At 52.3% G+C, this 22,837-nt stretch carries 18 protein-coding genes and 1 pseudogene; 4 read left to right on the top strand and 15 right to left on the bottom strand.

The window, feature by feature from the left end; translation table 11 throughout:
* Window positions 1-166: 166 nt before the first annotated feature.
* Window positions 167-634, bottom strand: a complete 468-nt coding sequence (locus tag LB453_RS02190; RefSeq protein WP_103797707.1) for a DUF4174 domain-containing protein — start codon at window positions 632-634, stop codon at window positions 167-169.
* A gap of 600 nt (window positions 635-1,234) precedes the next feature.
* Between LB453_RS02190 and LB453_RS02185 the strand changes: the two genes are divergently transcribed.
* Window positions 1,235-1,531 carry a hypothetical protein gene (locus LB453_RS02185; protein ID WP_103797708.1) on the top strand — a complete coding sequence of 99 codons (297 nt, stop codon included), beginning with the start codon at window positions 1,235-1,237 and terminating at the stop codon, window positions 1,529-1,531.
* A gap of 1,113 nt (window positions 1,532-2,644) precedes the next feature.
* On the opposite strand, the gene ampC is transcribed toward LB453_RS02185, so the two are convergent.
* Both ampC and LB453_RS02175 read right to left on the bottom strand, forming a co-directional pair.
* Complete coding sequence (ampC, locus tag LB453_RS02180; protein WP_103797709.1) at window positions 2,645-3,808, bottom strand: class C beta-lactamase; 1,164 nt, start codon at window positions 3,806-3,808, stop codon at window positions 2,645-2,647.
* 275 nt (window positions 3,809-4,083) lie between these two features.
* Entirely contained in the window at window positions 4,084-4,974 is an 891-nt protein-coding gene (locus tag LB453_RS02175; RefSeq protein ID WP_103797710.1) for a LysR family transcriptional regulator, read from the bottom strand.
* Between the two features lie 130 nt (window positions 4,975-5,104).
* Here LB453_RS02175 and LB453_RS02170 point away from each other — a divergent pair, with 130 nt between their 5' ends.
* Window positions 5,105-6,502 (top strand): amidohydrolase family protein, encoded by a 1,398-nt coding sequence (locus LB453_RS02170; protein WP_103797711.1) that lies wholly within the window; start codon window positions 5,105-5,107, stop codon window positions 6,500-6,502.
* 395 nt (window positions 6,503-6,897) lie between these two features.
* Here the strand turns inward: LB453_RS02170 and LB453_RS02165 are convergent, their stop codons facing one another.
* From LB453_RS02165 to LB453_RS02125, 9 genes and pseudogenes are all read right to left on the bottom strand, one after another.
* Window positions 6,898-8,250 (bottom strand): GGDEF domain-containing protein, encoded by a 1,353-nt coding sequence (locus LB453_RS02165; RefSeq protein ID WP_224481396.1) that lies wholly within the window; start codon window positions 8,248-8,250, stop codon window positions 6,898-6,900.
* A gap of 52 nt (window positions 8,251-8,302) precedes the next feature.
* On the bottom strand, window positions 8,303-9,508 hold the full coding sequence (locus LB453_RS02160; RefSeq protein WP_224481395.1) for an HD-GYP domain-containing protein: 1,206 nt from the start codon (window positions 9,506-9,508) through the stop codon (window positions 8,303-8,305).
* Between the two features lie 363 nt (window positions 9,509-9,871).
* Window positions 9,872-10,027, bottom strand: a pseudogene (locus LB453_RS02155) (MFS transporter); the annotation flags it as partial.
* 205 nt (window positions 10,028-10,232) lie between these two features.
* On the bottom strand, window positions 10,233-11,423 hold the full coding sequence (locus LB453_RS02150) for a cytochrome c biogenesis protein/redoxin (RefSeq protein WP_103796755.1): 1,191 nt from the start codon (window positions 11,421-11,423) through the stop codon (window positions 10,233-10,235).
* Between the two features lie 10 nt (window positions 11,424-11,433).
* Window positions 11,434-12,186, bottom strand: a complete 753-nt coding sequence (locus tag LB453_RS02145) for an alpha/beta fold hydrolase (RefSeq protein ID WP_103796754.1) — start codon at window positions 12,184-12,186, stop codon at window positions 11,434-11,436.
* Window positions 12,187-12,322: 136 nt separating this feature from the next.
* Window positions 12,323-13,630, bottom strand: coding sequence for an ATP-binding protein (locus LB453_RS02140; RefSeq protein ID WP_224481394.1), 1,308 nt, complete (start codon window positions 13,628-13,630; stop codon window positions 12,323-12,325).
* Window positions 13,627-14,367, bottom strand: a complete 741-nt coding sequence (locus LB453_RS02135) for a response regulator (RefSeq protein WP_103796752.1) — start codon at window positions 14,365-14,367, stop codon at window positions 13,627-13,629. The genes LB453_RS02140 and LB453_RS02135 overlap by 4 nt, the downstream gene beginning before the upstream one ends.
* 72 nt (window positions 14,368-14,439) lie before the next feature.
* Window positions 14,440-15,432, bottom strand: a complete 993-nt coding sequence (locus LB453_RS02130) for an alpha/beta fold hydrolase (protein WP_103796751.1) — start codon at window positions 15,430-15,432, stop codon at window positions 14,440-14,442.
* A 19-nt stretch (window positions 15,433-15,451) separates the two neighbouring features.
* Entirely contained in the window at window positions 15,452-15,880 is a 429-nt protein-coding gene (locus tag LB453_RS02125) for a DUF6130 family protein (RefSeq protein WP_224481421.1), read from the bottom strand.
* Between the two features lie 871 nt (window positions 15,881-16,751).
* Between LB453_RS02125 and LB453_RS02120 the strand changes: the two genes are divergently transcribed.
* The gene (locus tag LB453_RS02120) at window positions 16,752-17,243 is read left to right on the top strand and encodes a GNAT family N-acetyltransferase (RefSeq protein ID WP_103796749.1); all 492 of its coding nucleotides are present in this window, start codon (window positions 16,752-16,754) and stop codon (window positions 17,241-17,243) included.
* A 162-nt stretch (window positions 17,244-17,405) separates the two neighbouring features.
* Here LB453_RS02120 and LB453_RS02115 read toward each other — a convergent pair whose 3' ends face one another.
* The 3 genes from LB453_RS02115 to LB453_RS02105 all read right to left on the bottom strand — a co-directional run bounded on the left by LB453_RS02115 (window position 17,406) and on the right by LB453_RS02105 (window position 22,056).
* On the bottom strand, window positions 17,406-17,618 hold the full coding sequence (locus LB453_RS02115; protein WP_103796748.1) for a hypothetical protein: 213 nt from the start codon (window positions 17,616-17,618) through the stop codon (window positions 17,406-17,408).
* 389 nt (window positions 17,619-18,007) lie between these two features.
* Window positions 18,008-21,115 (bottom strand): multidrug efflux RND transporter permease subunit, encoded by a 3,108-nt coding sequence (locus LB453_RS02110; protein WP_103796747.1) that lies wholly within the window; start codon window positions 21,113-21,115, stop codon window positions 18,008-18,010.
* A 47-nt stretch (window positions 21,116-21,162) separates the two neighbouring features.
* Window positions 21,163-22,056, bottom strand: coding sequence for an ABC transporter six-transmembrane domain-containing protein (locus tag LB453_RS02105; RefSeq protein WP_103796746.1), 894 nt, complete (start codon window positions 22,054-22,056; stop codon window positions 21,163-21,165).
* A 99-nt stretch (window positions 22,057-22,155) separates the two neighbouring features.
* On the opposite strand from LB453_RS02105, the gene LB453_RS02100 reads away from it, so the two are divergent.
* Window positions 22,156-22,731, top strand: a complete 576-nt coding sequence (locus LB453_RS02100; RefSeq protein ID WP_103796745.1) for a TetR/AcrR family transcriptional regulator — start codon at window positions 22,156-22,158, stop codon at window positions 22,729-22,731.
* Window positions 22,732-22,837: the final 106 nt, after the last annotated feature.

Genomic DNA, 22,837 nt, shown 5'->3' with positions numbered 1-22,837 from the left:
AATACTTACCATTTTGTGACTTAGTAAAATCCATACAAGCTGATTAGTGTGTTATTTAGCCATTACTCTTTCTATAAAAAGGCGTGATGCTAATGGGTTTATTAAATGATAATTAACCTGTGTCTGATAAACAGCGTTCAATACTCTTGCCGCGTAATATAAAATACTAACGCAGATCAGCCTTACGCATTGGCATCCTGTCTATAGTAGAGAGCAATTCTTCTGAAGACAGCGGGGTTGTTTGACGAACTTTTACCCCTCCATCTTTACCCACCAGTACCACTTCAAAACCGTCGGGTTTAAATTGCGAACGGAGCTGGCCACCGGCAGCAGGCGTGGTATCGCTCAACACGATGATATCGCGATCCGCTAAGTCAGCTTTGCTTTTCTCCAGTATGGCCATTTGCCTGATATAGTCAGCATCTTTTTCAGATGGGGCAAAGACAATAACGGGGCGATTATGCCACTGATACTGTTCAAGGCTGGCGGTTTCAGGGGGCAGAGAATTGAACATCGGTGTTCCTGCCGTCAGGGCAGAACTGCAGAATAGCAGCGACAGCACCAGTATGCCTGAAGCAATGGCAGAGTTACGAGACGGATATGGTTGTTTTGGCAGCAGATTTTTTACAGGCATCCTTTACTCCTCACAGTCAGACAGGCGGCATAGAGATAAAGAACAGCGATCTTCCAGACATAAGTGAGCTATCTATATCAACACTAGTGGAAACTGGTTGGTATGAACCTCTTCTTACTTATGTTTACAACGAGGGCGAACCAGATATTTTTCCGTGACAAAAGTGATTCGCATAGTTGCATGAGATGTTGAGTGTTTTGCTGGGGTTGCTGTCAGGCGCTGCACAACCCGGGGGCGTAAGAGTAAGTAATCAAAATACGCAGCGCATGGACTCTTTTATTCGTACAGCGGACATGGAAATCAAGGTGGCGTTTATTGTGGCGAGGACGCCGGGTCTGGCTACCTGAACCTCAATGAACGCTTTGAGCTTCGCCAAATCTTAGAATTCTGAAGGCTGTTGTCGGCATGACAAATGTTCCGGGCGCAATTCAGGTCATGTGCATTACCCGACAGAGGCCGCCGTGATTATTCCACGCCAGAGGAAAATACCTCATCCCCACCTTCAGCTGTTCGAATTAAGAACACTTATTGATTCTTTTTCGCGCGATTGAGTAATGCTGCGATGAATTAATTTAACCTTCTTATCATCAGGAGGGTGTTATGGATATTCGTACCATTGCTGTTTCACTGGTTATGGCCGTGAGTTTACTCTGGATTGACGCTTCTGACGCTAAATCCACACGTCAGTCCGACGATCACATTCGCCAGCTCATCATCGAAGATTCGATTGCATCCTACCCGGGTGTGTGTGCCTGTCCTTTTAACTCAGCGCGCAACGGTAGTAGTTGTGGCAGAAGAAGCGCGTGGAGTAAGCAGGGTGGCTATGCCCCTATTTGCTATAAGAAAGAGGTTTCGAAGGAGATGGTTGATGAATGGCGCAAAAATAATGATACATAACTGAACCCGCGAAAGCGGGTTTTTTCTTTCACTGATGTCAAGGCAGTGACCTTATCAGGCGGTAATCTGTAACAGGTCGCCTGAGCAATATGTCGATGCCTCAATGTAAACCAGTATCGCCGTGAGAAACGAGCTGATCAGCCCGCAGCTGAACGGCATTCAGACACTGGCCACTCCTTCCCGTCCTCAGGTTAAGCGTGACGTCCGTCATCCATGCAATCACAGCTCCTGATATTGTTATGGCGGCGAAAGCGCTAAAAACGTCTAATCATTCATCCAGCCGTTGCAGCCAGGTTCACAGCGAATAGTGGGTCAGCAAATCGTTACCCGGCAGAACGTAAACCTGCTCTGTTGAGTATGGCGAATGGCATGGGTTTTCCCTGTAAAGCCAGAGAGGCCAATACATGCACCCGTACGTTTCGTTCAACGGCGAGAAGCTGTAGCCACCGATACCTCTGTCGGCATTATCACGACAAAAATACCCCGATAGTCTCCTGCTATGCAGGGGCGGGGTGGCAGGCGACGCTGTCATTGAGCAATAAGGCGCCGTTAAAAGCACCCTGCAAAACATTGTCCTTAAGTATCTTTCATTTACATTTTGAATGCGTTTTTTGCGAAAAGAAGCCATTTTTCAACTCGATGCTCTTTTTATAAACACTTTTTGTTATTACTATTTGTGCAAGCATGAGGGCCTGATTATGAAATCAGTAATTCAAGAGAAGATACTGACCTTGTTTTTGTGCGTCGCGATTACCGCTGCAGTTGTTAAACTCATTTCGAAAAGTCATTTCTACGCTTTACATCCTTCCTGGTCCATTTCGTTAACAGTTGCTGCAGCAGTAATAATATCGAACGTGGTAGCCAGAAAAATAGTTTCTAAAAGAGGATAACTGACCTGACTTCAGGTGACCGAAGAGGAAATCATGCATCTCCGCAACGGGCACAAAGCAGACAGTCACGCAGGACAACGTCCGCTTAGAGCGAAAAGCGGACGTTAGTTTTTTTACTGCACTTAAAAAATTCCCTTTGAAAGAAAATTTTATTTAACAGAGAGCAGGCAAAGCTCTACGCAGAATTTTTTAACAAACAGGGTTTGGCTAACCATAATGTGTTTTATTTAATTAAGCTATTGATAATCTTAAAGGCGGTCTCTACGCGGGCTGGATTGGGATAGCTTTTATTAGCCAGCATGACGATCCCAACATCTTTGCTCGGTATAAAGGCGATATAAGCGCCAAAGCCATTGGTAGAGCCAGTTTTATGTACCCAGGAAGAAGATAACATTGGTTGAGGAGGATTAATTTCCTGCGTGTCATGCGGCTTGAGGGCAACCGTATTATGACTTCCGGCGATAATATTTTGAGGATCTGCTGGCCAGTTGTACATTTCAAATCCAAGCCCCTGATACATGCCGTCGGTCAGAAAATAACGCGCCTGGGCCTTCGCTATGGCCTGGGTCAGCACAGGCATACCGGCTAACTTTTCCGGATGCATATTGGCCATCATGTAAGTTACCATGTCCTTTACCGTTGACTTTACGCCATAGGCCTCAGCATCCAGCATCGCTGGCGAAACCCTTACAGGCTCCCCGTTCCTGTATCCCCATGCATAATCTTTTTGCGCAGACTCAGGAACGTTAATCCAGGTGTGCTGCAGACGCAGGGGCTTAAGGATGTTTCTGGTCAAAAACTGTTCAAGCGTCAGCCCGCTCTTTTTGACCATAAGATGGCCGAATAAACCGATACTGGCATTGGAATACTGCCTGACTGTTCCGGGCGGGCTCTGAGGTTTCCACGTCTGATAATAAATTTTCAGCGCGTTTTCGTCGCTGACCGAGCCGGGTAGCTGAAGAGGCAAGCCGCCTGCGGTATAGGTGGCGAGGTTAAGCATCTGGATGTTATCCCAGCTAGCGGCCGGCAGTTCAGGCCAGTATTTGCGCACCGAATCTCGCAGATCAATCAGGCCTTCCGTCAGAGCATATCCGGCGGCCAGGCCGGTGAAGGTTTTACTGACAGAGCCCAACTCGAATAGCGTTCTTTCGCTAACAGGAACCTGCGCTTTTGTGTCTGCAAGACCGTAGCTATAGGTCTGCGCCTGGCCATTGTAAATAATTCCCACTGCCATACCTGGGATGCTCTCTTTTTCCATCAGTGGGCGAATGTTTTTGTCGACAATCTCTTTAACCTGCACTTCAGACAGCGAAGGTTGCGATGCATAAGAGGTGAACGCCACTGGCAGAGAAAACCAAAGCAAGCAGGCGTAAATAGTCTTTTTCATATTGCTTACATCCCAGTATATAAATGGCTGTCTGTGAGTTGGCGGGATGACTGTTGCACATTTTTATTACATGTCGCAATCAATTATATTTGCAGCAGCAGGCCTATAAACTCACAGGGCAGGCGTGATCCAGACCTGTCCGGGATTATCTGTAGTAAAAAAATGAAACCGCTCCCCCATCCCCCTAAACGGGCAATGTCTCATATTGAGTCTGTTTTACTATGCAGCCACAAATGGCGGGCTGCTTTGATCAGCAGACACCTAAAACAGCATGCTCAAACTTTGATAACCCCGGCAATCCAGTCAGCAAACGCGCGCACAGCGGGCGAAAGAAAACGCTGATGTGGATAGAGTAATGTGACGGGTACCGAAGGGGGCTGCCAGTCTGCCATCACCTCGACCAGCCGCCCCTCCTGAAGATGCTCAGAAACCACATTTTCAGCAAGCTGTGCCAGCCCAAAACCCTCAAGGCACATTTTAATATAGAGTCCGGTTTCGTTAACGGCCGCATGACCATCCACCGCAACGGAGAGCATCTCATCACCCTGGGCAAAACGCAGTTCATTTGAACGTCGGGTCGCGCCGGAAAAATAGTGGATTGCCCGATGCTCTGATAACTCAGCAGGCGTTTTGGGCACGCCATAGTCTCTGAGATAGGCAGGGGAGGCGCAGGTCACCCAGCGAAAGGCACCCAGAGGACGGGCAACCAGCGTTGAGTCTGTTAATGCCCCGGTTCTGATGACACAGTCCACGCCCTCCTGAATGAGATCGACCTGACGATCGCTTACTCCGATTGCCAGATAAATATCGGGATAAAGGCGGTAAAAATCTTTCAGGTGGGGCATAACGATGAAGTGAGCAATCCCGGCGGGCATATCAATGCGCAGACGTCCCTGAGGTCGTTTAACTGAATCCGTCAGGCTGAATTCACTCTGTTCAATTAATGCCAGAATTTCACGGCACTGTGAAAGATAGTGTGCGCCTTCGGGCGTAAGGCTCACCCGCCTTGTCGTCCGGTTAAGCAGGCGCACCTGCAGGTATTTTTCCAGATTTTTAACCGTGCTGGTTACCGTTGAAGAGGGTAACGACAGTGTTTCTGCCGCGCGCACAAAGCTTCCGGCTTCAGCCACCCGAACAAAGACCTGCATTGCCTGAATACGATCCACCTTTTTCTTCCTGCCTGAAGTCAGCGCCAATTGTTCGTATATTTTGAATTATGAAAACGTATTAGGCCACTTTTTACGGCTAATTGAATGTCATATCGTCCTGCTTTTAAACCGAAAAGAGACCGTTTTCATGACCCACTATCAGAGAAATATTGTTAATCACCCCTCTGTCAGCCCGCCTCTGACGCTGATCCGCAATGCAACGATACTCAGCATGGATGAAAATATCGGCAATATTGAACGCGGAGATATTCTTATCAGCGGATCCACCCTTAGCGCCGTGGGAGAGAATCTGGACGATCGCGGTGCCCGTGTTATTGATGCCAGCAATATGATAGCGATGCCAGGGATGGTGGATTCTCACCGCCATTCCTGGGAGGGTCAACTGCGCCGCATCAACCCTAATGCGACCTGTCTGGACGACTACAGCAACGCCACCCACTTCTCTTTTGCCAGATACTACCGTCCTGGCGATATCTATATCGGTAACCTGCTGACAGCACTCGGCGCTATCGATGCGGGTATCACAACAATCATTGATAATTCCCATAACAGTCGCACTGCGGCGCATTCTGATGCTGCCGTCGAGGCTCTGCTTGATGCAGGCATTCGCGCTCTCCACGCCTCGGGGCCACCGGTATCGGGCGACTGGGACCGGGGCCACTGGCCGGGCAACTGGCAGCGTCTGCAGGAGAAGTATTTCAGCAACAACGCGGAGGGGCTTGTTTCTCTGGCGGTGATGGCCCAGCTTGAACCGGCGCTATGGGCTGAGGCACGTCGGCTGGGACTGCCGATTGTCACTGAATTCTTTGGTGATGGAATGGCGTCTGAGCTTGAGGCGCTGCACCAGCAAGGTCTGCTGGGGCCGGACAATATTTTTAACCACTGCACGGCACTGCCTGACGAGGGATGGAAAATCCTGCGGGAAGCGGGTGTTCGCGTCAACGTCTGCCCGCGTTCAGATGCCCACTATGGCATTGAAAACGGGATGTTTGCCATCGAGGCTGCGCAGCGTCACGGTATTAACCCTGGCCTGAGCGTAGATAATGAAACGTCCTACAGCACTGACATGTTCATGGAAATGCGCGTGGCATTTTATTTGCAGCGGGCGATGGGGATGCATCACCAGCACTGCTGCGGCTCCGCACAAGCGCTGAAAACGCTACCGGCGGCGCAGCTCCTTAAAGCAGCGACCGTGGATGGTGCTGCCTGTGCTGGACTGCAACACAAAGTGGGCAGCCTGACGCCGGGCAAACAGGCGGACCTGATTCTGATCAACGCCGCAGATCTTAACCTCTATCCATCCGGCAATGCCTTTGGCACGGTGGTTCATGCGGCAGAGCGCAGCAACATCCATACCGTTATGATCGGCGGACGCATCGTCAAGCAGGACGGCAAGGTCGTAGGCGTAAACAGCAAGCGTCTGCGGGCAGCCGTTGATGAATCTCGCGAGTATCTGTTTGCCGCCGCCGGCTATAAGCCTGACCTCTTTGCCGAAAACTTTCTGCCGCTGGGGCAGGCAAACTGACAGAGGTTAGCAACAGGTGCGGAATGTGTAGCGCAACAGCTTTTACCGCAGCTCTGGATTTTACCTCACCGTCCACTCACTAACAGCGAGCAGGCAAAATACCAGGAAGAGAAGGGGCTACTGCCGTCTTTTTTCCTTTCCGGCTGGCGTATTTACTTATGAGTGAAAGCTCGTTGCCTCGGCTGGGATATCCTCTCAGCCGCGGTGGAGCTTTTTCTGGAGAAGCCACTATTAGAGCCGAATTAAAACATGATTTTTATATAGCGTGGTTGCGAGAGAAACAGGCTGGTTTGCTGCAGGTTAAGGAAGAAAATCTATTAATAGCCTCAAGTTGCAATTGCGCAGCTAACTCGCTGCGCAATTGCTTTTTATTTAACAGATGCTGATGTGTTCCATTACCTCTCGGCTTTCTCTTCTTTCTTTTCTGCTTTCTGTGCATACATAACTTCGTCAGCCGAGCATAAGGCAGACTGTAAATTATCGCAGAAGTGTGCAACCCCAAAAGAGAGCGACAGCTGCAACCTGTGCCCATCCGTTTCGAAAGTGGACTCACAGATTTTAGACGATATTCTTTCTGCCATCTTAGCGGCACCTGCTTTATCTTTGGTGCAGAGAACGATGAATTCATCGCCTCCGTAACGAACAACCACATCCTCATTTCTGATGTTTTTAGAAATTATGCTCGCTATATGCTTTAAAGCGGCATCTCCAGCTATATGCCCATAGTGGTCATTGATTAGCTTGAAATCATCACAGTCGAAGATAATCAGGCTATTAAATTTTGCAGAGGGCAAGCACCCTATAATCTGCCGATTATAGACCTTAGTGAGCGGATCTATTACCATTTTGCGTTGAACTTTTATAATTACCTGGGCCAGTTTTGTAAAGGTCAGCAGTAACAGCGTAAAGCTCAGCAAACTGAAAAAAAGGAACTTTAAATTGTTCATGATGAGAGCATTAACATCAACGCTAGACTCAATCATAAAGAGGTCAGCAAGCGGTTGAGATGACAGCTTAAACATAATGCTGTTAACATCACAATTTTTAGTGACGCATAAATTACCCACACGATCTTGGGAAATATTATTAACGGTAATGCTAAGCCAGGCAGGAAGTTTAGTCTTGGCTGATACACGGTTCCATAACTCCTCCTCACTCATGTCTGAATAAAAGAAGCCAATAGTCTCTTTTGTGGAAATGTTAAGGACAGGTGAGGCAATGGTTATGGCCATTTTTTTGGTCACCGTGTCCTGGTAAATCTCGCTAAGTGACAGGTGATTATCCCAGAAGTCGCCACTGCGTTGTGTTTTCGACAGAAATCTTGCAAAATTGCCTGTCAGGCTAACGACATCGTAGTACATTTCTGGCTTCAGGTTTTGATATTGCTTGCCGTTAAAAAAGTAAACGAAACCATACTCTGGCGATGAGTAATATCGGTTCTTTAATATCTCCTCCGACACATAGTTCTCAATAAGGCTTACTGGCCTTATCTTATTGTATGACTCTTCGGTAAAGTTGCTGTTCTTGTACAAAACGCCTGATAATTCTAATGGCTTTTTTTGTAAATTGACCTCCGGCATGGTTGAGATAGAAGTCATTGATGCAATTCCGTCGTTTACCGCCTGATCGTGCAGTAAAACGGCGGTTATTGTATCCATGGCGTTGTGCGATATCTTATTTAAATGGCTAAATACCCCCAGGACGTATGACGTTAAGGAGAAAAGCACCACAAAAATAACAATGGCCATGAGTTTTTTATCATATTTATTTTTAAGTGTGGATGTAATCATAGATAATAACTCACTTAGCGATGTTGTAGCATTTCTCGGCATTTTCTTCAAACGCGGCAAACGTTTTAGCGCACAATTTATTCTGGGCGCATTCCGAGCGTATAATTTTTAAAACTTCATCAAGGTTAAGCTTGTCACGGTAGCTTCTTTTTTGACAAAGAGCCTGAAACACGTCAGCAATAGCCAGTATTCTACTTTGTAGCGTAAGCTGTTCGCCTGTTTTCTTCATGGGGTATCCTGAGCCATCAAGCCGCTCATGATGCTCTGCTGCCCAGGCAACGACGTTTGCGTCGATTATTATGCTACGAAGAATACCTCGGGTATCCGTTGCGTGAGCCTGTATTTTTCTGTACTCACTGGGAGTGAGCTTCCCACACTTATTTAGTATGGCATCCTCTGTATTTATTTTTCCGATGTCATGCAACAGACCGGCAAGATGCAGCCGATTACAGGTTTTTTTATCGAGATGCAATTTTTTGCCGATGAAGCGGGCTAGCTCACCCACCTTAATAGAATGCTGATAGGTCAAAGGGCTTTTCATATCAACAATCGTTGAGAGAAGGCGCGCCAGACTCAGAGCATGTTCATCATTCATGGCGGGGAGGACATTGTTAAAATTCATGGTTCTGATCATTCCCTCAATATAATCGTCTCTGAGGTAAAACCAGAAATCGTCCATCTGGGTCAGTCTCTCAAGCTCAGTAACCAGCCCAGGATAAAAATCCTCGTCATCAAGCCTCTCTTTGAAATATTTAAAATCAAAGTGTTGTATGGCCAGCATCCTGTCTTTTGCTAAATCTGCTAAAAAACCAGTTTCCTGCAGGATGTTATTAAAAAGATCGCTTATTTTTAAAATCGAACTCATTAATAATTCCTGTCTGGTTATGTTAAGTTTTGTCAGCTCCTGAAAGCTATATTCCCGGTAACGTGCGGGTATAGAGATTTCCTGAAACACAGAACAATCACTTAACTTGATTCGTTCAGGGGAGCGATCGTGTTTTGTTTCACTGCAGATATGTTTTTTAGCGCTGGAGGAGTAATTCTGCAGCAGGCTGCAAACTAATGATTTAGCGCAAAAATCTTCATCCAGCCCCATTATCAGCGACAGGCGATACGCGATATAAGCCGAATACTCACCGTTAAGGAGCGTATTCTCCCTGACTATTCGGTGGGCTCTGTGGAGTAAAATCAAGGTGTTACCGATATTGAAAATCATATATCTCTACCGTTCTAAAAAAATGAGGATAATACGGCTTTCGGACTTTTCTGGAATAGATGTAAATCAAAAGAGTATTCATCTAATGATTACATCGCTAAGTGTTCTTAGGGGAGGCTAAAATTTATTATCGCTTTGCTGGTGGGTTAAAATGATGTTGCTCAATGATGGCAGAGGTGTTATCTGTCGCGGGGCATCTGAATTATCCGTGGCGATTTCCAGCGCCCTGTTATAGCCGCCTGTTTCAAAAAAGTTTGCAGCAGAGCAGGCGAGGAGAGTTTTGACGTTATGCCACTGAAAGAAAGGCACGACCAGAATAGCCGTGCCCTGTAAGGAATCTATTATCCTGTCCGAGTTTGAGGATTATTGCAGTTTAACGCCTTTAGTTTCTGGTGCCATCCAGACCACAATCATCGCGGCAACAAAGGCGAGAACAGTCGTCGCCAGCCCTGCGGTAAATCCGCCGATGCTGGCCACATAGCCAATAAGTAGCGGAGCGATAAAGCCGCCCAGACGCCCTGCTCCGGCACTGGACGCGAAATAGGGCACTGGGGGATTACCGCCTTTCTCGAACCCCGGGCGGTGACGCTGGCCTGACGAGCTGAAAAACGCCTTTCTGCTGACAACATATTTTCATCTTTACTGAATAAAAAAGGTCGCCGTTTATGGCGACCTTAAACACAGAGAGTGATACACCGGGCCAGCCTGATCGAAAAGCTCCCCGCTATGCCCTGGCCTCCTTCAGCAGTTGCTCAATAACCTTCTCCTGCTCTGCGTAGTTGCCTTCGCCAAAGGCGGTATAGCGCAACTGACCGTGCGCATCGAAAAGATAGTGCGCAGGCCAGTACTGGTTACCAAAGCGGTTCCAGATAGCATAATCATTATCTGCCACGACGGGATAAGGCAGCTGCCACTGTCTGATGGCACGACTCACGGCTTTCTTATCGCGCTCCCAGGGATATTCTGGCGTGTGTACGCCAACCACCACCAGCCCCTGGGCCTGATATTTATTCGCCCAGTCGCGGACGTGAGGCAACGTATGCTGACAGTTAATACAGTCATAGGTCCAGAAATCCACCAGGACCACTTTACCTCTCAGCTTCTCAGGCGTGAGTGGCGATCCGTTCAGCCACGCTGTCCCACCGTCGAGAGAAGGCAAAGTGCTGCTGGTCTGCGGCATCGCCACGGGTTCAAGGCGAACAGCCGGTTCCGGTTTGGCTATCCACTGACTCATATGCTGCTCAAGAGTCTGCGCAAAGGCTGGCGCGCTTTGCAGCAGACTCACAGAACCGCTGCCGATCAGCGCGACCGAGGCCAGCATCAGCGCGCCGGCTCCCTGGCGCAGACGCGTCGTGAAGGCCAGCCCGGGGCGAAGCCGCGTCACCAGACTCCGTCCGGCCAACCAGATCAGCCCCAGCATAACGGCCGCGCCGCTGCCGTAGGCGGTAAGCAGCAGGCTGATCGATACCGGATTTTTTGCCACGACGGCCAGACTGAGAATGGCGCCCAGTACCGGACCTGCGCACGGCGACCAGAGCAAACCGGTTGCCAGTCCTGCCAGAAGAGCAGCAAGCAGGCCGCTGTGACGGTGGCTGGCGCTGTTCAGCTGATTACCCATTGCGACAAATGGCCGGGTAAAAAACTGCGCGATGCGCGAAGAGAGCAGCGTCAGCGCCGTCAGGGTCAGAAACAGCAGAGCAATCCAGCGTCCTGCGGCGGTAATGCGAATCACCCACTGGCTCGCCACCGCCGCCAGCAATGCCACCGTGGTGAACATAATGACCATACCGCTCAGCAGCGTCAGCATTTGCCCTTTACGGCCGCGCACGCTGGCAAATACAAACGGAATGACCGGCAGGGTGCAGGGGCTGAGCAGCGTCAGCATACCGGCCAGAAAAGCAATAAACAGTGACATCGTCAGCTCCTTACCTGGCCTGTACGGCTGCAGTGATAATGCGCGCCACCTCATCCGGATGGCTTACCATCGAGACGTGGCTGGATGCCACCTCACGCGTCTGGGCGTGGATGTTGTACGCCATGGCGCGCTCCAGCTCGGGATTAATCATGCGGTCCTGGGTGCTGACCAGATACCAGCTCGGCTTCTGCGCCCAGGCCGCCTGCGTCACTGTGTCACCAAAAGCGGCGGCGCGAATCGGCCCCTGGGTAACTGACATACGCTTTTGCTGTGCGGCAGGCACATCCGGCGCAAAGTCATGGGCCAGCGCCTCTGATGGCAGATAAAGAAAGCCGTCAGCGGTTTTGGCCAGGCTCGCGCTGCCCGCAGGCGCCGGATAACTGTCGATCAGGTCGGCGGTAGTCTGACCTTTGTCCGGCGCGAAAGCGGCGACATAGACCAGCGCTTTGACCTTTTTATCGTTGCCGGCTTCGGTAATGACGGTCCCGCCCCATGAATGTCCAGCCAGCACAACATCGCCCTCTGCTCGCGCTATCGCGCGCTGCGTGGCGGCGACGTCATCCTGCAGAGACGTTAGCGGCAGCTGTACGGCAATCACCTCATAGTTTCTGGCCTGAAGCTGTGAAATGACCCGATCCCAGCTGCTGCCGTCGGCAAAGGCACCGTGTACAAGTACGACAGAATGGGTTTCGCCGGCGCAGGCAAACTGCGCGGCAGAGAGGGCCAGCAGGCCCACAGAGAAAAAACTGGCAATGGCTTTCATAGTAAACCTCATAACGGTGGATGATTCTCTGCCTGCTGGCAGAGCCTTCATTAAACCCACCGCATGTGTTCAGCCTGTTTCCGCTATTGCCGGTTTTGTCGGGTTGTATGTGTAACCAGCCGGGGGGTACAAAAGGCTACAAATCGGTTTGTCGCAGCGTGACGCACGCATCGAGCCCGCCCTCTGGACGGTTGCTCAGGCGCAGCGTGCCGGACATCTGGCCGACCAGCTGGGTGGCAATCGCCAGCCCCAGACCCGTTCCGCCGGTGTGGCGATTGCGCGAGCTTTCCACGCGGTAAAAAGGCTCCAGCACCGCCTTTAGCTCCTCTTCGGGTATGCCTGGCCCGTTATCCACAACGTGAATCGTGACGCTGCCCTCCTCGGGGGCGCAGAGCTTGATTTCCGCTTCGCTGCCGAATTTCAGGGCATTATCGATAAGATTGGTCATGATACGGTGCAGCGCCTGCGGCCGGACGGCAAAAGTATCCTCTCCGTCGCAGGGCACAAAGGTCACCGCTTTACCCACATCCTGATAGTCGCAGGCAACGCTGTCGAGAAACGCATTCAGGCTGACCTTCTGGCGTTTCTCCTCTCGTACGTCAGAAGAGCGCGCATAAGCGATCCCTTCCAGCACAAGCTGGCTCATCGTGTCGAGATCGCTCAGCAGCTTGTCGCGCAGCTCCGGCTGTTCTGCCATCTCCACGCGCAGCTTCATGCGGGTGATCGGGGTTTGCAGATCGTGAGAAATGGCTGCCAGAATCTGCGCGCGTTCTTTCAGGTGATCCTGAATGCGCGTCTGCATGGCGTTAAATGCGCGCGCCGCCTGCTGCACTTCCGCCGGCCCCTTCTCTGCCATCATCTGCGTGCTGGCTGCTGGCTTCAGCGCATTCACCGCCTGCGTAAAGCGCATAAAAGGGCGCACAACCTGGCGTACGGCCAGCCAGGCGCAGAAAAGCAGCAATAGCAGCTGACCTGTCAGCACCAGCGGCAGCCAGCGTGCAATGGCCGGCATGCGCGGCCAGAGATCGAGCGTCAGCGGGGCGCCATCATGAAGCGTCAGATGCACCTGGATATGCTCGCGTGGTCCTGGAATGGCGTGGATGCTCATCTGGTAACGACCGCCAAGCGTCTCCTGTAAGGAACGCACCGCGTCGCGTGCCCGCCAGCTGCTGGGATAAGGTCCAGGCTCGCCTGGCGACAGCTGATATCGGTAGTTACCGCGCGCGAGCTTCGCCAGCCACTGAGGACGCTCCGCCGCAGGCAAGCGATCCAGAATAGCCACGCTGGTTGCCACATCATATTCCAGGTTTCCCAGCATGACGGTTTTGGCGCTACTCATTCGTTCTATCATCAGGCTGACCAGCGTGGAGGCATTTGCCAGCAGCAGCCCGCCTAGAACAATAATCAGCAGGCGCGACAGCAGCGAGCGTGGCCAGAGTGTCATTCATGCGCCTCTTTAATCACCACCGGCGCGGCCAGCACATAACCTTCACTGCGCACCGTTTTAATGTAAGCCGGCTCGCGTGCATCTTCACGCAGCCGCTGACGCAGCCGACTGACAAGCAGATCGACAGAGCGTTCGAACAGCTCGGCATCGCGCCCCTGAGTCAGGTTCAGCAGCTGATCGCGGTTGAGCACGCGCTGAGGATGGTCGAGAAATACACGCAGCAGACGATACTCGGCGCCGCTCAGCGCCACGATTACGCCGCTGCTGTCAATCAGATGACGCGCAGAGGTATCAAGCTGCCACTCGCCAAAAGCAATCAGACGTCCGGCTTCCGTAATCTGTAGGTTCGGCGGCAGCGCCCGGGTGCGCCGCAGAATGGCTTTAATGCGCGCCAGCAGCTCGCGCGCAACAAAAGGCTTAATCAGATAATCATCCGCGCCCATCTCCAGACCGAGAATACGATCGGTCTCCTCGCTGCGCGCGGTCAGCATCAGCACCGGCAGATTACGCTGCGTGTCGCTGCGCAACTGGCGGCACAGCGTCAGGCCATCATCCCCGGGCATCATGATATCCAGCACGACTAAATCGATATGTTGCGACGTCAGCACCGCGCGCATCTCACGCCCGTTAGCGGCGCCGGTCGCGCGATAGCCGGACTTTTCCAGGTAAGTGGTGATCAGATCGCGTATATCACGGTCATCGTCAACAACCAGAATGTGATCGATGTGCTCCAAAACATCCTCCTTCTCTGCGATATACGCAAACAGACCGGCTCGTGAGAGCCGGTCTCGTGAATAAAGGTGCCGTTACATGGCAGCGGCATCCGTGATGGCGTTGACAAAGTCGTCTGGATCTTCGGCAGGCGGATTGTGTCCGATATTCCCGGTGAAGGTCCGGTGTTCATATTTTCCGCTGAATTTTGCCCGATATGCTTCCGGTGCCGGATGAGGCGCACCGTTGTTATCGCCCTCAATAGTGATTGTGGGCACGGTAATAACCGGCAGAGCCGCTAACTTTTTCTCATAAGCATCATACTTTTGCTCGCCTTTTTCCAGACCCATACGCCAGCGATAGTTGCTGATTGTGATGGCCACCTGATCCGGGTTATCCAGCGCCTTCGCGGACTGATTAAAGGTCGCCTCGCTGAACTTCCACCCCGGTGAAGCCTGCTGCCAGATCAGGCGGGCAAAATCCCGCGTGTTTTGCGCATAGCCCTGTCGGCCACGCTCGGTGGCAAAATAGAACTGATACCACCACTGCAGCTCTGCCTTCGGCGGCAGAGGTTTTTTGCCCAGCGCCTGGCTGCTTATCAGGTAGCCGCTGACGGACACCAGAGATTTCACACGTTCTGGCCAGAGCGCGGCGACGATATCAGCCGTACGTGCGCCCCAGTCAAATCCGCCTAAGACAGCCTGTTTGATATTGAGCGCATCCATCAGCGCCACGACATCAGCTGCCATGGCAGACGGCTGGCCGTTGCGCGGCGTGCTGTCTGACAAAAAGCGCGTGCTGCCGTAGCCGCGAAGCCAGGGCACGATAACGCGGTAGCCCCTGGCCGCCAGCTCAGGCGCCACCGTGGCATAGCTCTGGATGTCATAAGGCCAGCCGTGCAGCAGAATAATGGGCTGCCCGCTGCGAGGACCAATATCCACATAACCCACGTTAAGCACGCCGGCGTTGACCTGATGAATGCGGCTAAATGCGGCGGCATAGTCTGCCTCGGTCGAGGCCGCGAAGGCTGATGTCCCGGCGCTCAGCGCCAGCGCGGCCAGCAGTGATTTACGGAAGAAAGCGTTCATAGCGGTGTTCCTTAATCTGTCAGTGGTGTGGAGCATGCTCGGGCAGGGTGAAGGTGACGGTTTTGCTGTCGAGCGGCTTATGGGTGGGGTCGGCAAGAATAATGGTCACCTTATGCTTGCCCGCGGGCAGCCCGACCAGAATGACGGGTTCACCGCTCGTGTCTGCCCAGTGCCACGGATTGTCATCAACGATCACGTGAATATGCCCAATGCGCGGGGTGATTTTCAGCGCCTCTGGGCCAAAGACCGGCTCGATACGCAAATTTTCGGCCCGGTACTGAATAAAAACCGCGCCTTTGCGCAGCGGGCCAGCCAGGGGGGCATCAACAATCAATTTTGCCGGAGGCTGAGGATTTTCCAGCGGCGCGACGGCAGCCGGGCCCAGTACATCGCGGGCGCTAAGGTCGCCGAGCCTGTCTGCCCAGGCACAGGTCGCTGAAGCGCCCATCAGAAAAGATGAAATCAGCAGTCGGGTTAACATTGGGGTATCTCCACGCAGTTATTTGATGCGTTAAGAAGAACACGGCAATGTACAGGCAATATGTGCAAAACGGCGGGTTGTGCAACGGGGTGTATGTGTCCAGCGGGGAGATACACTGCGATACAAAAATAATAAAAATCCACAACGCCAGCAGAAGAAAAAGTGCCGCTATGAGCCTGCGGCTGTTGCGCTGCTGGTTTCTTCCGTTACGTTTGGGCTAAATCATTCATCGCTTCACGGCGAATTTCTTTTATCCGGTGATGGCCGGGAGTAACAGTTGACCCTCTAAGAAAAAGATATGCAGGGTATAGAGAGAGAGACAGAAAATGGCACAGGAAAACAGGTAAGATCTTTCTGACGGAATAGTGTGGTAATCGCGAGCGCTTCGTCCCACGGATTGAAAACGACATGCCCCTCTTTTAAAAACGGCTTCAACTCATCTTTTATACGCGGATGACGACATCTCACGGCCGCCACTTAATGCCCCGTGAAGCTTGATATAACCTCAAGCTGACCGTGATGGTTCATCCCAGATGCCAGGGATCCTGTTGTAAAATCCACTTTGCCCGAGATAAGGCCTTCCGGGGAATTATGGACTGTCGAATACACCGGTTTAATCGAAACCCCTGGTGCGTTAACGGGCTGGTTACCATTGCCTCGGCAGCTGTATTTATCTTGCGGTTCCGGTGAGTCGCTTTAAAAATAAGCAGCAGATTCATATTCAGTGAGCGTAATTCCTGATGCCTGTTTTTCATCTCAACCCTGAATATAATGCACTATTTTCATTGTAATATTCGGGTAAAATAGGGGGTCCAGAACCAGCAACTGAAGGTGAAAAATGAGCAGTATAATTTTCCGCGAAGTTAATATATCAGACCTCGACAGATGCTATTACATAGAAAGCGAGGCATATGAAGGAGATGAGGCAGCGACGCTGGAAAAAATTGCCACCCGTATTCAACAGTATCCCGAAGGGTTTCTTTGTGCTGAACTGGACAGAAAGCTTATCGGATTTATCAACTCAGGGTGCGCCTGGAATGTCGTCATGTCTGACGAAGAGTTCAAAGAGTTGAAAGGCCATGATGCAGCCGCTCCAAACGTTGTGATTATGTCAGTTGTGCTTGATCCTGCTTATCAGGGCAAGGGTTACGCCGGTCAGATGATGCGCGAATTTATTAGCAAGATGAGAAAAAAAGGTAAGAAAACAATCCATCTCATGTGCAAAACCCATCACGTTGAGCTCTACAGAAAATTTGGTTACACCTATATTAAGCCTTCTGAATCAGAGCATGGCGGCATGGCCTGGCATGAAATGATCATGACGCTGTAACCCGATATTCAGGCAGGCTGACCAGCCTGCTATCTGAACAGATTATGTTATGTCCGCTGCTGGCTCATAGCGGAACAACCCGACGGGGCGGGTCTTCTGCTCAAAGCGACATAAACTCATTTACCGCACAGATTTACAGGGAGCCGTGAGGGGGAGATCGGGCTAATCGATGCGAACAGTTACACTTCCAGCTACCATGCCAATAGCGTCCGCATAAACTTTTTTCATACCATCAACTGCCTCTTTTTCAGACTCCCTCAGTTGCTCCAGGATGCTGTGTTTTTCAACGTTTTTTCCTGATGAAATCAAAGAAGATACCGCACGACCGATCGCTAAATTGATTTCATCCATTGCCTGTGAAGTCACGATATCCATTCTGGTTCCTCAAAGTTCAAATCCTGTCAGTGCAGGGCGGTCGGCATTTGGTCAATGCTCAGTACCAATCGATACCGCTGGAAAGCTCGAATAATACCAGGAAAAGCGTGAGGCGATAATCAGTCATGTCTGAAGGCGGTAAACTTTTAACCCTGCCCATATGGCGCCAGTATTAACATAATCATCGACACTCTTTACAACTGCAGGTCGAGCTTCGCTTTATCAGGATGCAGGGGATTTCTGCTTGTGGCACAGAGTGGACTGATACTGAAGTAAGGATCGCTATGAGCGACAAGCGGTCCTTTGCGCCTAAAAGGGTATATGCAATATTTGCGATGAACGGCCCTGCAATCAGCCTCAGGATTGCCCCGAGGCTGAGCTATCAGACTTTATCTACCCTTTAACGTGCCGCTAAGCTTTTGCACAGCCGACGTGATAATCACAAAGAATACTGGCACGAAGAAAATCGCCAGCAGCGTGCCGCTGATCATCCCGCCGAATACGCCTGTGCCAATCGCGTTCTGGGTACTTTTACTTGCCCCGTTTGCCACCATCAGCGGCACCACGCCAAGAGTAAAAGCCAGCGACGTCATGATAATGGGTCGCAGACGTAATCGGGCGGCCTCTCTGGCTGCCTCAGCTAACGGTTTACCCTGCGCATAAAGCTGCCGCGCAAACTCCACGATCAGGATGGCGTTTTTGGTTGAAAGGCCGATGAGCGTAATCATGCCGACCTTGAAAAAAACATCGTTCGTCATCCCCGCGATAAACACCGCCAGCAGCGCGCCCGCCATACCCAGCGGCACGACAAGTATGACTGAAAGCGGCACGGACCAGCTCTCATACAGCGCGGCAAGCACCAGGAAGACAACAAGCAGGGATAAGGCTATCAGCAAGGGCATCTGCGCCGCCGTGCTGCGCTCCTGCAGCGAGGCGCCGGTCCACTCGGCGAAATAGCCTGTCGGCAGTGATGCCGCGAGCCTGTTCATCTCAGCCATCGCCGCGCCGCTGGAGTAACCCTCGCCGGGGCTGCCGGCGATTTTAATGGCGGGATAGCCCTGATAACGATTGAGCTGCTGCGGCGACTGCAACCAGGTTGCCGTGACAAAGGCCGACAGCGGCACCATCTCGCCCGAAGCATTCCTGACGTAGAGCCTGAGTAAATCCGCCAGCTGCATGCGGTAGACGGAATCCGCCTGCACGATAACCTGCTGCACGCGTCCGTTATCCACGTAGTCATTCACGTAATTTGAGCCGATGGCGGATGACAGCATCTGGTTAATGTCGTCAAAGCTGACGCCCATCGCCTGCGCTTTTTCCCGGTCCACCTCAAGCGCTGCGCTGACGCCCTCTGGCAACCCCTCAATGTAGACATCCCTCACCACGCCGCCCTGATTGGCCTTTTCCGTCAGCGCTGTGGCCGCCTGCAACAAGGCGGCGTAACCGCGACCGGCGCGATCCTCGAGGTAAAGATTAAAACCTGATGACGTCCCCATATCGGAGATGGCGGGCGGCATCAGACTCATTACCGTGGCGGCAGCGTCGTTGCTCATTGTGGCCTGAACAAATTCCGCTTCGCCATTCGCGGTTGCGCCCTGGCGCTCGCCCCAGTCCTTCAGCGTGGTAAAGGCCAGTGCGGTGTTCGGGCCGGAGCCGGAAAAACCAAAGCCGAAAATAGAGATATTGCTGGCAATGCCGGGCCTTTCCATAATCGCTTTTTCAAGCCGATCGACCACATAGCGGGTTCTTTCCAGCGTGGCGTCTGACGGCAGCTGGATCGACGTCATGAAGTAGCCCTGATCCTCATCGGGGATAAACGATGAGGGCAGCGACGACCAGGCGGCAAAAACCGCCGCGCACAGCACCGCGTAAATCAGCATAACGCGGCCGCTGCGGCGCAGCGTGGCGTGCAATCCTCGCTCATAGCGGGCCGTCAGGGCATTGAAGCGGCGGTTAAACCAGCCTGCAAAGCCTTTCTTCTCCTCGCCGCGCTGCGCAACCGGCTTCAGCAGCGACGCGCACAGCGCGGGAGTCATGGTCAGCGCAAGGAAAGCCGAGAACAGAATGGAAACGGCCATCGAGAGCGTGAACTGGCGGTAGATGACCCCGACCGAGCCGGTAGCGAATCCCATCGGGATAAACACGGCGGTCAGCACCAGCGTAATGCCGATAATCGCTGGCGTGATCTCGCGCATCGCCTCACGCGTCGCCTCTTTCGGCGACAGGCCTTTTTCCGCCATCAGGCGCTCAACGCTCTCTACCACCACAATCGCATCGTCCACGATGATGCCGATAGCCAGCACCATGCCGAACATAGTCAGCACATTAATGGAAAAACCGCTTACCAGCATCACGGTAAAGGTGCCGAGCAGCGCCACCGGCGCGACAATTGCCGGAATAAAGGTGCAGCGCAGATTTTGCAGAAACAGCAACATCACGAGGAAAACCAGCACCATGGCTTCAATAAAGGTGTGTATGACTTTCTCAATCGACAGCTTCACAAAGGGCGCGGTATCAAACGGCACCGAGAACGCCATGCCCTTCGGCAGCACCGTTGAGAGTTCATTCAGTCGTGAACGGACGCCTTCTGCGGTGCTCACAGCATTGGCACCGGGCATCAGCTGAATCGCTGCTGCCGTGGCGGCGTGTCCATTTTCGCGAATAGCGAACGCGTAGCTTTGCAGCCCCTGCTCCACGCGCGCCACGTCAGCCAGCCGGACGCGCGAGCCGTTATTCAGCGCCTTAAGCGTAATGTTGCGGAAATCCTCCACCGAACTGAGCTGTCCGCGCACCGTGAGCGGGTAAGTGACGGACTGGCCGGGCTGCGCGGGTTCATCGCCGATTCTGCCGGGCGAGACCTGTGCGTTTTGCTGGCTCAGGGCGGTAGTGACGTCGCTGACCGACAGCTTATAGTTGAACAGTTTGATCGGATCCAGCCATATGCGCATCGCTTTCTCCGCGCCAAACAGCTGAACTTTGCCAACGCCCGGCACGCGCCGCAGCTCCTCAGAAACGTTACGCGCAAAATAGTCGCTCAGGTCCTGTTCGCTGTACTGCCCCGTGGGCGAGCGCAACCCGACAATCATCAAAAAGCCAGAATTGGCCGCCTCCACGTTTAGCCCATTCTGGCGGACGGTTTGCGGCAAACGGGGTTCAACCACCTTAATCTTGTTCTGCACATCAACCTGAGCGAGCTTGATGTCCGTGCCGGGTTTAAAGGTCACAGTGATGGTAGCGGTGCCTGAGGTATCGCTTGAAGACTCGAAGTAGAGTATGTCGTCGACGCTGGAGATCTCTCTTTCGATCAGCGAGATAACCGACTCATTCATGGTTTCTGGCGTGGCGCCCGGATAGGTTACCGTAATGCTGACGCCCGGCGGCGCCACCGAGGGATACTGCGCCACAGGCAGCTGCGGAATGGCAATGAAGCCTGCCAGTACGATAAACAGGGCGACAACCCAGGCAAAAACAGGCCTTTCAATAAAGAATTGCGGCATTGGTATATCCGGGGGTTAAGCGGGAGATGGTCATTTTTGGTTCAGGCTCAGATTTGCCCGGTGTTGACGCGGCGGCCGATATCCTTGAGCTGGGAGTACTTTTCCAGCAGCTGCGGGCCGTCATCCAGACTCATGGCGAACATCCACATATAGGTCATCACCGAATAGATATGACCAGCATCGCGAACGCCGTTTAGCGTCATGTGGAGAATGGTCATGGCGAACAGCAGCGCAGTCACGCACCCAATAGCCAGATATCCCATGGCTTCACGATCGGAAAGGCGGATACGCAAACCTGCCAACACGCCGTAATGCTTCGCCAGTGAAGGCGCTCTGGCCGTGCTGACAAAACCCACCTCTTTTTCCAGCCGGTTATTCAGGCGCACAAACAGCGCTTCGTTTTTACGCGTGAAGCCGGGCAGAAAGCCGCCAAAGAAGACCAGGATGGCGATACAGGCGATGCCGGTCCAGAACTCAATAGCCAGCAGCATCACGGCAGCTCCCGTAATCGACGCAACGGACGTGATAAGCACCGGCAGATGCTTCTCGAAAAAATCGACGAATTCGCGCGACAGCGTCACGCGCGCCACAATGGTCGATGCGCCCTGATTTTCGCTGCGCTGCGTCAGGATCACCGGGACCGCGAGCTCGGCGTAAATACGGGCAAAAGTGCGGGTATCTACGCTGCGGCGCGCGGCGCCAATCGCCCACATAATGAATACCATGCCCGCGTATAGCATAGCGTGCAGCGCCCGTCCCGAAAGAATGGCGTTGATGGCAAATCCCGCCAGTAGCGGGTAGAGCAGATACATGACGTTCTCGGCAACGACCAGCAAAAAAGTAAGCAATAGCTTTTTCCTATGCCGACGTCCCAACATTTTCAGGGTCTGCAGAGCGCTGCGAGCAGGCGCAGGCGGCGCTGGCGTTTTGAATGTTTGCATGTTTAACTTCTGATTATGATGTTCTTGAGCGGTTGCTCAAGACTGGGGTGAGTCTATTTGAGCACTTGCTCAAAGTCAATGCAGGGAAATAATGAACCTATGCCAGCTGAAAATCTTCGCGCTAAAATCCTCGACGGAGCGATAGCGCTTTTTATTGATAAAGGTATTGATAAAGTGACGACCCGGGAGCTTACCGAGCATGTCGGTATCTCACGTAGCCATATCTATCACTATTTCCGCGACTGGCGTTCGCTCAGGCTGGAGGCGGTTGAGCGTTTCATGCAGACCGATCTTGAGGCTTTTAAAGAGGCTATTGCAGGTTTCGCGCCTGATGTCGCGCTTGATGCTTTTATCACCAGCTTGCCTGCAACCCAGGATGCGGACTGGCTGCTGTACAATTCGGTCTGGACGCAGGCCCAGCACGATCCGGCCTATGCCGATTTGGCCATGAACAACATGAACAGGTGGTTTAGCCTTTTAGAAAGGCTCATTGAAACGGGCATTGGTCAGGGCCTTTACCGGCAGGTCGATGTGGCGCGCACCGCCCGCATAATAGGCGGCGCGGTGAATGGCTATGCCGATATTCTGAGCGTAAGCCCCACAGCAGCGGGCTTTCAGCAAGCGAAAGAGGACTTACGTGAGTTGGTTAAGCAGCTTTTAGATGTTGCTGCGTGAATCTTCTGACCTGCTTAATCCGTAACTGGCATTTCCGGCCGCAGGCCGTATGTACCGGCATCCTTCATGCAGATAAAGCGAGAGTGCTTGTCTTCGCTCTTGACCT

It is taken from the genome of Pantoea agglomerans, assembly GCF_020149765.1.
Taxonomy (GTDB): Bacteria; Pseudomonadota; Gammaproteobacteria; order Enterobacterales; family Enterobacteriaceae; genus Pantoea; species Pantoea alvi.
The sequence above is the reverse complement of the archived record's forward strand: the minus strand, read 5'-3'. Positions and strand labels throughout refer to the sequence as shown.